The 9,569-nt window shown below is 75.8% G+C and carries 8 protein-coding genes; 5 read left to right on the top strand and 3 right to left on the bottom strand.

The window, feature by feature from the left end; all coding sequences use genetic code 11:
* Positions 1-85 precede the first annotated feature (85 nt).
* Complete coding sequence (locus ACFWI8_RS35685) at positions 86-2,107, bottom strand: glycoside hydrolase family 127 protein (RefSeq protein WP_387100254.1); 2,022 nt, start codon at positions 2,105-2,107, stop codon at positions 86-88.
* Positions 2,108-2,369: 262 nt separating this feature from the next.
* Between ACFWI8_RS35685 and ACFWI8_RS35680 the strand changes: the two genes are divergently transcribed.
* Complete coding sequence (locus tag ACFWI8_RS35680; protein WP_387100251.1) at positions 2,370-3,422, top strand: LacI family DNA-binding transcriptional regulator; 1,053 nt, start codon at positions 2,370-2,372, stop codon at positions 3,420-3,422.
* A 19-nt stretch (positions 3,423-3,441) separates the two neighbouring features.
* Positions 3,442-3,723 (top strand): hypothetical protein, encoded by a 282-nt coding sequence (locus tag ACFWI8_RS35675; protein ID WP_387100248.1) that lies wholly within the window; start codon positions 3,442-3,444, stop codon positions 3,721-3,723.
* 205 nt (positions 3,724-3,928) lie between these two features.
* Here ACFWI8_RS35675 and ACFWI8_RS35670 read toward each other — a convergent pair whose 3' ends face one another.
* On the bottom strand, positions 3,929-4,198 hold the full coding sequence (locus tag ACFWI8_RS35670; RefSeq protein ID WP_387100245.1) for a tautomerase family protein: 270 nt from the start codon (positions 4,196-4,198) through the stop codon (positions 3,929-3,931).
* 41 nt (positions 4,199-4,239) lie between these two features.
* Positions 4,240-5,007 (bottom strand): SDR family oxidoreductase, encoded by a 768-nt coding sequence (locus tag ACFWI8_RS35665; RefSeq protein ID WP_387100242.1) that lies wholly within the window; start codon positions 5,005-5,007, stop codon positions 4,240-4,242.
* 162 nt (positions 5,008-5,169) lie between these two features.
* Here ACFWI8_RS35665 and ACFWI8_RS35660 point away from each other — a divergent pair, with 162 nt between their 5' ends.
* The 3 genes from ACFWI8_RS35660 (at position 5,170) to ACFWI8_RS35650 (ending at position 9,186) form a co-directional block, all read left to right on the top strand.
* On the top strand, positions 5,170-6,042 hold the full coding sequence (locus tag ACFWI8_RS35660; RefSeq protein ID WP_387100240.1) for a helix-turn-helix transcriptional regulator: 873 nt from the start codon (positions 5,170-5,172) through the stop codon (positions 6,040-6,042).
* 78 nt (positions 6,043-6,120) lie between these two features.
* Positions 6,121-8,319, top strand: a complete 2,199-nt coding sequence (locus tag ACFWI8_RS35655) for a PQQ-binding-like beta-propeller repeat protein (RefSeq protein ID WP_387100237.1) — start codon at positions 6,121-6,123, stop codon at positions 8,317-8,319.
* A 66-nt stretch (positions 8,320-8,385) separates the two neighbouring features.
* Positions 8,386-9,186: a pentapeptide repeat-containing protein gene (locus ACFWI8_RS35650; RefSeq protein WP_387100234.1), complete on the top strand. Its 801-nt coding sequence runs from the start codon at positions 8,386-8,388 to the stop codon at positions 9,184-9,186.
* Positions 9,187-9,569 lie beyond the last annotated feature (383 nt).

The following is a 9,569-nucleotide window of genomic DNA, read 5'->3' as shown; positions in this document are numbered from 1 at the left end:
CTCCCGCCCCCGGCGGTTGTCCCCGGCGGGGGGCGGGCCGGGGGGGCGGGGCCGCCCCCCGCCCCCCCCCCGGCGCCACCGCCGGCTATTCGGCGATGGGCAGGAAGACCCGCATGGCGCAGTTGTCGCGGTTGGCCCAGGCGTAGTAGGGGATCGCGGTGAGGGTGACGGGGTCGCCGGCCGGCGCCGGGGTGCCGGCGGTGGCGGACCGGTAGGGCCACCAGGGCGCGGACGCGCCGGCGTCCGGGCGGGGGCGGCGGCGGGCGGTGGCGGTCACGGTGGTGACGCCGCCGAGGAGTTCGGGTCGGTCGACGGTGCCGAGTCCGGCGGCGAGGTCGACGGCCAGGTCGTCGAGGCCGCTGCCGGCCGGCGGCGCGGGCTGGTCAAGGGCCTCGACGCAGTGGACGAGGGGCCCGCGTTCGATGGCGGCGCAGCCGCGGACGGCGTCCACCCGGGGGTCGGCCAGGGTGAACCTGGGGGTCAGATCGAGGTCGAGGACGACGGTGTCGCCCTCCGCCCAGGCCCGGTCGAGGCGCAGCCAGCCGTCCGCGAACTCCGCCACGCCGGCGCCGGGTTCGGCGCCGTTCACGGTGACGGTCCAGGCGTCGGCCGACCAGTGCGGGACGCGCAGCGTCAGGGTCCAGGGCTCCTCGGCGGTACCGGTGACGGTGAGGGCGATCCGGCCCTGCCGCGGGTAGTCGGTCTCGACGCGCAGCGCGACCTCGCCGCCGGCCAGCGGGGCGGCGACGGTGCCGGCGGCGTACTGGTGGACCTGGAGCGCGCCGCCGTCGGCCGAGGCGGTGGCCAGGTAGTGGGGCAGCGAGGCGAGCAGCCGCATCAGGTTGGGCGGGCAGCAGGCGCAGCGGAACCAGGGCACCCGGCGGGGCTTGTCGCCCTCCTGGTCGGCGTGGCCGTCCCGGACGTGCAGCGGGTTGTCGTAGAGGTAGCGGTCGCCGGAGAGCGAGACCCCGCACAACACACCGTTGTAGAGGGTGCGTTCGACGAGGTCGGAGTACTTGGCCTCGCCGGTGAGCAGGGCGAGCCGCCAGCCGAACTGGACGGAGGCGATGGCGGCGCAGGTCTCGCAGTAGGCGCGGTCGGCGGGCAGTTCGTAGGGCTGGCCGAACGCCTCGTCGGAGTGGTGGGCACCGACGCCGCCGGTGAGGTAGGTCTGGCGCGTCACCATCTCGGTCCACAGCCGCTCGACGGCGGCTCGCAGGGCGGGGTCGCCGGTCTCGGTGGCCACGTCGGCGGCGCCGGCCAGCAGGTAGAGCTGGCGGACGGCGTGGCCGGTGACCGCTTCGGCATCGCGCACCGGCACGTGGTCCTGGAAGTACCCGGGGCGGTCGAACCCCTTGTCGCCGGTCAGGCCGAGGGCGCCGCCGTGCCGGTCGACGAAGTACGCCGCCAGCTCGGTGTAGCGGGACTCGCCGGTCTCCCGGGCGAGTTCGACCAGCGCGGTCTCGATCTCGGGGTGGCCGTCGACGGAGTCGTGCGGCCTGCCGGAGCCCTCGGGGCCGAAGCTCTCGCCGATGTGGTCGGCGAACCGGACGGCGATGTCCAGGAGTTCACGGCTTCCGGTGGTCCGGTGGTGGGCGACGGCGGCCTGGATGAGGTGTCCCGCGGTGTAGAGCTCGTGGCCCCACTTCAGCTCGGTGAAGTGCTGCACCTCGGGCTTGGCCACCTGGTAGTAGGTGTTGAGGTAGCCGGAGTCCTCCTGGGCGTCGGCCAGCAGCGCGGCGAACTCCGTGACGAGCCTGGTGAGTTCGTTGCTGCTTTCGGGGTCCGTCGCCGGGTCGCCGAGCTGCCAGGCGGCGGCCTCCAGCCACTTGTGGACGTCCGAGTCCTGGAAGGGGAAGGCACCCTGGAATCCCTCGGTGGCCCGCGCGGCGGCCAGCCGGAAGTTCTCCAGGTTGCCGGCCTCGGCGAGGCGCTGCGGGCCCTGGGGAATGCTGACCTCCGCGTTGACCCGGCGGCGTTCCGCCCAGAAGCCGGCGGTCACGGTGGCACGCGCGGTGGCGCGCAGCGCGGCGTGCGCGGCCGGGCCCGGGTGGACTGGGCCCACGGGGCTGGGTGCTGGGGTCTTGGCGGACGGGACGGCTGTCATGCGTGACTCCGATTACGGGACGGGAACTGACGTCAGTGGAGCTTGCGGGTCGCGTCGAACGCCGGGTGAGGCGTTGGGAAAACCTTTTCCCAGGCGCCGACGCTAGGAGGCGTGGAAGCGGAGCGTCAAGACGTCGGACCGGGTCGGTTTACCCGGCTTCCCACCCCTGTTGCCACGGCTGAAGACGTGGCATGATGACGCGCCCGGGGGCGGCCTTGGCCGCTGGAATGGACCAGGTCCGAGAAGGGGCAAAGGGTTTCCCATGACCGTGACGCCACGCGGCGGGGCCGGGGCACGGGCCGTCACCATCAGCGACGTCGCCGCGCTCGCCGGGGTCTCCCCCGGTACCGCCTCCAAGGCGCTCAACGGGCGCGGCCGGCTGCGCCCCGAGACCAGGGAGCGGGTGCTCGACGCCGCCCGCAAGCTCGACTTCCGGCCCAACGCGATGGCGCAGGGCCTGCTGTCGGGGCGCAGCTTCACGGTCGGGCTGATCACCACCGACAGCGTGGGCCGGTTCAGCCTGCCGGTGCTGCTCGGCGCCGAGGACGCGCTGGGCGCCGGCCGGATGTCGGTGTTCCTGTGCGACACCCGGGGCGACCGGATCCGTGAACAGCACTACGTGCGCACCCTGTTGGAGCGCCGGATCGACGGCCTGATCGTCACGGGCCGGCGCACCGACCCACGCCCGCCGCTCGCGCTGCCGGCCCCGGTGCCCGTGGTCTACGCGCTCGGGCCCTCGACGGACCCGGCGGACGTGTCGCTGGTCCCGGACGACGCGGGAGGCGCCCGGCTCGTCGTCGACCATCTGCTGGCCACGGGACGGCGCCGCGTCGCGCACCTCACGGGCCCGGCCCACCACGCGGCGGCGGCCGTGCGGGCCGAGCACACCACGCTCGCGCTCCGCGCGGCCGGCGCCGAACTCTCCGGCGGCCGCGTCTACTTCGGCGAGTGGAGCGAGGCGTGGGGCCGGCAGGCGGCGCTGATCGCGCTGCGCGCCGATCCCGAGGTGGACGCGCTGTTCTGCGGCAGCGACCAGATCGCCAGGGGCGCGGCCGACGCGCTGCGCGAGGCCGGGCGCCGGGTGCCGGCGGAGGTGGCGATCGCCGGCTACGACAACTGGGAGGTCATGGCGGAGGCGTCCCGTCCGCCGCTCACCACCGTCGACATGAACCTCACCGAGCTGGGGCGGGCGGCGGCGCTGCGCCTGATGGACGCCATCGACGGCCGTCCGGCCAGCGGTCTCGAAGCGCTGCCCTGCCGGCTGGTCGTCCGCGAGTCGACGGGCGCCCCCTCGGGGGACAGGAGGCCACGGTGAACCCCGACGCGCCGACCTGGTGGCCGCCGGCCTGCCGCTGCTGACCCCGCCGGCCGCCACCACCGGCCTGTTCGCGGTGGCCGACGGCTGGGCGCGCGGCGGGAGCCCGCCGGTGTTCCGCGAGGTGTTCCGGCACCGGCCGGGCCGGAACCTCACGGTGGGCGGCGCGCTGACCACCTGCGCCGTCGCGGCGGTGGTCGACGTGTCCTTCGCCCTCGGCGCGGACGGCGCGCCGCCGTCCGCATCACCGCCCCGGCGGTGGGTCTCGCCGGCGAGCTCTCTCCCCGCTGCTGGCCCATAGCGACGACGGGCCGCTGCCGTTGCTGCGCAACGCCGTGCTGCTGGCGGCCGGCAACCCGCCGCTGACCGCAGCGGTCTGGGCGACACTCGCCGTCGCCGCCGCGCTGTCCCTCGTGGCGCTGCCGGCGCTCCCGCTGCTCGCCGCCCTGGCCGCGGCGGCCACCGCCCGGCTGGCCCGGCGCGCCGTCGCGCGCGCGGAGCGGGGCTCAGGCCGGTCGCGGCTCCTCCGGCCCGGTCGGCCCGGTCGGCCCGGTCGGCCCGGTCGGCCCGGTCGGCTGCCGGATCATGGCCAGGGTCAGGACGTCGCCGCCGATCCCCCAGCCGCCGTCGGCCACCTCCTCGACCAGGACCAGGGTGGTGGCGCGGGCCCGCTCCCCGTAGAGCTCGACGTACAGCTCGGTGGTGCGGGCGACGATCCGCGCCTTCTGCCTCTCGTCCAGGCTTCCGGCCGGGACCTTGAAGTTCGCGAACGGCATGGTGGTGCTCCTTCCGAAGGATGAACTGTCGCGGACCGCCGTCAGACGATGCCGCCGTTGGCGCGGACGACCTGGCCGTTGACCCAGTGGCCGGCCGGGGAGGCCAGGAAGGCGACGGCCTCGGCGATGTCGGCCGGGGTCCCGAGGCGTTCCAGCGGGGCCATCGCCGCGAGCCGGTCGACGGTCTCCTGGTCCTTGCCTTCGAGGAACATGTCGGTGGCGGTGGGCCCGGGGGCCACGGTGTTGACGTTGACGTTCCGGCCGCGCAGCTCGCGGGCGAGAACCATGGTCATGCCCTCGACCGCGGCCTTGCTGGCGATGTAGGCACCGTAGGTGGGGAAGGCCAGGCCCACCTGGGAGGTGGAGAAGGTGACGATCGCCCCGCCGGACCGCACGCGGCGGGCGGCCTGCTGGGCGACGACGAAGGTGCCGCGGATGTTGACACGGTGCAGCGCGTCGAGCTCCGTCAGGTCGACCTCGGCGATGGTGGACAGGGTCATCCGGCCGGCCGCGTGCACGACCACGTCGACGCCGCCGAACTCGGACTCGGCCGCGTCGAACAGGTCGGCCACCTGCCGCTCGTCGGCGACGTCGGCCCGGACGGCGACCGCCCGGCCGCCGGCGGCGACGGCCTCCGCCACCGCGGCCTCGGCCTGCTCGCGGTTGCCCGCGTAGCCGACCACCACGGCGTACCCGTCGGCGGCCAGCCGGCCCACCGTCGCGCGACCGATGCCGCGCGAGCCGCCGGTGACGACGGCGACGCGGGGCCGGTCGGTGGTGGGCTCGGACGTTGCTCCCCGCTGGGACATGCGCACTCCTCATGGTCTTCGGACGTACCGGTACCGCGGTTCCGCCTCGGCGCCCGGCTCGCGTCCCAGCCTGGACCGGCGCCCCAGGACCAGCCACGGCTCTCCGCACCCTGGGGTCGGCAACCCCTGGATCGGCCCGGCGCCGCGCGGGACCATGGGTGCGTGAACCATTCGGAGCTCGCCGCGTTCCTGAAGTCCCGGCGCGACCGCGTCCGCCCCGCGGACGTCGGCCTGCCCACCGGCCCCCGGCGCCGGGTGCCCGGCCTGCGGCGCGAGGAGGTCGCCCAGTTGGCCGGCCTCTCCGCCGACTACTACACGGAGCTGGAGCGGGGGCGCGGCGCCCAGCCGTCGGCGCAGGTGCTGGCCGCCCTGGCCCGGGCGCTGCGGCTGGACGGCGACGAGCGGGACCACCTCTTCCTGCTCGCCGACCGTCCGCTTCCGCCGGCGGCCCACGCGCCCTCCACCCACGCCCAGCCGGCCCTGCTCGGGCTGCTCGACCGGCTCGACACCACCCCCGCCCGGATCATCACCGACCTGCACCAGACGCTGGCCCAGAACGCGCTGGCCGAGGCACTCCTCGGCCCGCCGCTCGTGGGACGCGGCCCGGCCGCGTCGTTGGTCTTCCGCTGGTTCACCGACCCCGCCGTCCGCGCGCTCCACCCGGTCGAGGACCACCCGCACCACTCCCGGGTCTTCGCCGCCGACCTGCGCGCGGTCGCCGCCAGGCGCGGCGACGACCCCGAGGTGGGCCGGCTGGTGGCCACGCTGCGCCGGCGCAGCCCGGAGTTCGCCGCCCTCTGGGAGACCGGCGACGTCGCGCTCCGGCGCACCGACCACAAGCGCGTCGTCCATCCAGCGCTGGGCGTCATGGAGCTGGACTGCCACCGCGTGTCGAGCGAGGACGGCCGCCAACGGCTGCTGTGGTTCACCGCCCCGCCGGGCACCAGGGGCGCCGCCCAGCTGGAGCTGCTGTCCGTCATCGGCACGCAGGACCTGACGGTCGCCCCCACCCGGCTCGGGCCGACGCCCGCGTGATCGGGGTCGCTCGCCCGGGCCCTGGGCTACCATGCGCCCGCTGACCGAAAACCACGCGTGGTCGGGGGACTTGGGACCGTGGAAGAGCACATACTCGCCGACCGCTACCGACTGGTTCGGCCGCTCGGACAGGGCGGCATGGGAGAGGTCTGGGAGGCGCGCGACGAGAGCCTGCGACGGCCGGTCGCGGTCAAGGTGGTGTCGGTACTCGCGGGCGGCGGCAGCCGCGCCGCGGACGCGCGGGCCCGCTTCCTGCGCGAGGCGCGGATCACCGCTGCCCTCCAGCATCCGAACATCGTCACCGTCCACGACCTCGGCGAGGCCGTCACGCCGGAGGGCACCACGCCGTTCCTCGTGATGGAGCTGCTCCGGGGCCAGGGCCTCGACGCGGTCGTCCGCCGCGGCCCCGTCGACGGGGCCGCGGCCGCGCGGTGGGGCGCGGGGATCTGCGACGCCCTCGCCGAGGCGCACGGTGCCGGCGTCCTGCACCGTGACATCAAGCCGGCGAACGTGTTCGTCACCGCCTCCGGCGGCGTGAAGGTGCTGGACTTCGGCATCGCCCGCGCCGCCGACCCGTCGGCCACCGGGGACCGGCTGACCCAGACCGGGTTCCTGGTCGGCACGGCCGCCTACATGGCGCCCGAGCAGGCCCGCGGACACCCGGAGCGGCGCAGCGAGCTGTACGCGCTGGGCTGCGTCCTGTTCGAACTGCTCACCGGGCGGCCCCCGTTCACCGCCCCGGACACCGTCGGCTACCTCACCGCGCATCTGCAGGACACCCCGCCGGCGCCGAGCACCGTGGCGGCCGGCCTCTCCCCCGCGTGGGACCGACTGGTGCTCCGGCTGCTGGCGAAGGACCCGGAGCAGCGGTACGGCTCGGCCGCCGAACTCGCCGACGAGCTGCGCCGGCTGGAGGGACCGGCCCAGGCCGCGCCCCCGGCGCCGCCCCGCGCCCCGACCGTCGCGGCGCCGGGCCAGCCGGTACCGGACGCGACCATCGAGGCGTTGGCCGGACCGACGGGAGGGAGGGACGTCAACCGACGCGACCTGCTGCTCGGTGGCGCCGGCCTCGCCGTGCTCGCCGCAGGCGGCGGCTCGGCGGCGCTGTACCTGACCGGCGCCCCGAGGCGGGGCCCGGTCGCCTGGTCACGGAGCATCGGCGGCGCGGAAACCGCCCTCGTGGCCGACGGGCGGTGCTACGTGACCGGCGTCGACTCCGATTCCGCCGTGCTTCACGGCCTCGACCTGGCCAGCGGCGAACCCCTGTGGAGCGCCGCCCTCGACGGGCCCTGGGGCCAGGGGACCCACCTCACGGTCGTCGACGGCACCGTCCTCACCCTGACCGCACTGGCCGACTATTCCAGCAACGTGGTGCGGGCCTTCGACGCGGCCAGCGGGGACCAGCTGTGGCAGCGACCGGTCGCCCTCGGCACCACAAGAGTGGACGTGCACCGGCCCAGTGGCCTGCTGATCATGGGCGAGGACAAGTCGGTGGCCGGGTTCGACTCGCGCACCGGCGACAGCCGGTGGGGGGTCGACGCCTCCCCCTTCGGTGGGTACGTGCTGGCCGGCGATCTGGTGCTGTTCGACGGCATGGGCATGGCGGTGCTCGCCGCGACGGGCGACACGCGGTGGGAACGCACCGACATGTATCCGAGGGGCGACCTGGGGCACGCCCTCGACACAGGCATCCTCTGCTATGAGGTCGGCGAGGCGCCCGTCGACCTCGTCTTCCGCGATGCGCGCACGGGCGACGTCGTGTGGCGGACCCCGTTTCAGCGGGAGGAGCCGGAGCCGTATGTCGGCGCCTTCCGGCCCATCGAGTCGCTGGTGTCCGGGACCACCGTCCTCCTGCCACCGGTCGAGGGGGACCGCGAGCGACCGACCGCCCTCGACGGACTCACCGGCGAGCCGAAGTGGACCCACGACGGCCCCTACCACCCGGACGAACCGGCGAGGAGCGTGGCGGGCGGGTTCGTCCTGCCCGCCCCGGAGGGAAGGGTGTGCCTGGCCGCCGACGACGGCACGGAACGCTGGCTCGACGAAGCCGGGGACACCGACGCGGTGTGGGCCACCGGCGATCGGGCCCTGCTCTACCGGACCGGACGGGAACGGCTGTTCCGGCGCTGGACCACGGTGCGGATTCTCGACGCTGAGGACGGACGCGAGGCATGGAGCGGAGCGTTCGACAGCCACCGCGTCAGCCCCCCGGCGTCCGACGGCGATCTGGTGGTCGTCGTCGACGGCGGCGGAACGGTCTGGGCCCTGCGCGCGTGACCGGACGCGGACCTGGGACCATGGGGGCGTCGGTGAAGTCGTTCTCGAGCCTCGGGGGATCACGACGTGGACCTGGCCGCACTGCGCGCGGACTGCGACAGCTGCTTCGGGCTGTGCTGCGTGGCGCTGCCGTTCACCGCGTCGGCGGACTTCGCCGTCAGCAAGGCGGCCGGTACCCCCTGCGGCAACCTGGACGCGGACTTCCGCTGCGGCATCCACGCCGGTCTGCGGGAGCGCGGGTTCACCGGCTGCACGGTCTTCGACTGCTTCGGCGCCGGGCAGCGGGTCTCCCAGGTGACCTTCGGCGGGCGCGACTGGCGCTCGGCGCCGGAGACCGCCCGGGCGATGTTCGAGGCGTTCCCGGTGGTCCGGCAGTTGCACGAGCTGCTGTGGTACCTGGCTGAGGCGACCGCGCGGCCGGCGGCCCGCTCCCTGCGGGGCGAGCTGCGGGATCTCGCCGGGCGGGTCGAGGGGCTGGCCGGCGGCGGCCCCGACGAGCTGGCGACCGTTGACGTGCCGGCGCTGCGGGCCGAGGTGGGTGAGCTGCTGGGGCGGGTGAGCGAGCTGGTGCGGGCCCGGGTGCCGGGCCGGCGGCGGGACCGCCGGGGCGCCGACCTGGCCGGGGCCCGGCTGCGCGGTGCCGACCTGCGGGGCGCCTCGCTGCGGGGCGCGCTGCTGATCGCGGCCGACCTGACCCGCGCCGATCTGCGGTCGGCCGACCTGCTGGGCACCGACCTGCGGAACGCCGCCCTCGCCGGCGCGGACCTGCGGGACGCGCTCTTCCTCACCCAGGCGCAGGTCAACGCGGCGCGGGGCGACGCCTCGACGAGGCTACCCACGGGGCTCGACCGGCCGGCACACTGGTAGCCGCGCGGCTCCCCCCCACCCACCCTTTCGCCGCTCCGCGCGGGGGCGGTGGCGGCTTCGCCGCCGGGTTTCCCCGCCCACCCACCCCTCTCCGCGCTTCGCGCGGGGCGGTGCGCGGCCCGGCGGGGCCGAGCGCCCGGGCGCTTCGCGCCGAGGTTCCCCCACCCACCCACCCTTTTCGGCGCTTCGCGCCGGGATGGCGGGCCTGCTCGCGCTGCGCGCGGTGCACGGCCCGCCAGGGCCGTGGGCCCGCCAGGGCCGTGGGCCCGCCAGGGCCGTGGGCCCGCCAGGGCCGGGGGCCCGCCAGGGCCGGGGGCCGCCGCAGTAGGGGCAGTGGGTGATGCTTCGGCCGTAGGTGTAGGCCACGGTCGACCCGCCTTTCT

This window comes from Streptomyces sp. NPDC127098, assembly GCF_042722465.1.
GTDB classification, from domain to species: Bacteria; Actinomycetota; Actinomycetes; order Streptomycetales; family Streptomycetaceae; genus Streptomyces; species Streptomyces millisiae.
This window is presented reverse-complemented; position numbering and strand designations above follow the sequence as displayed.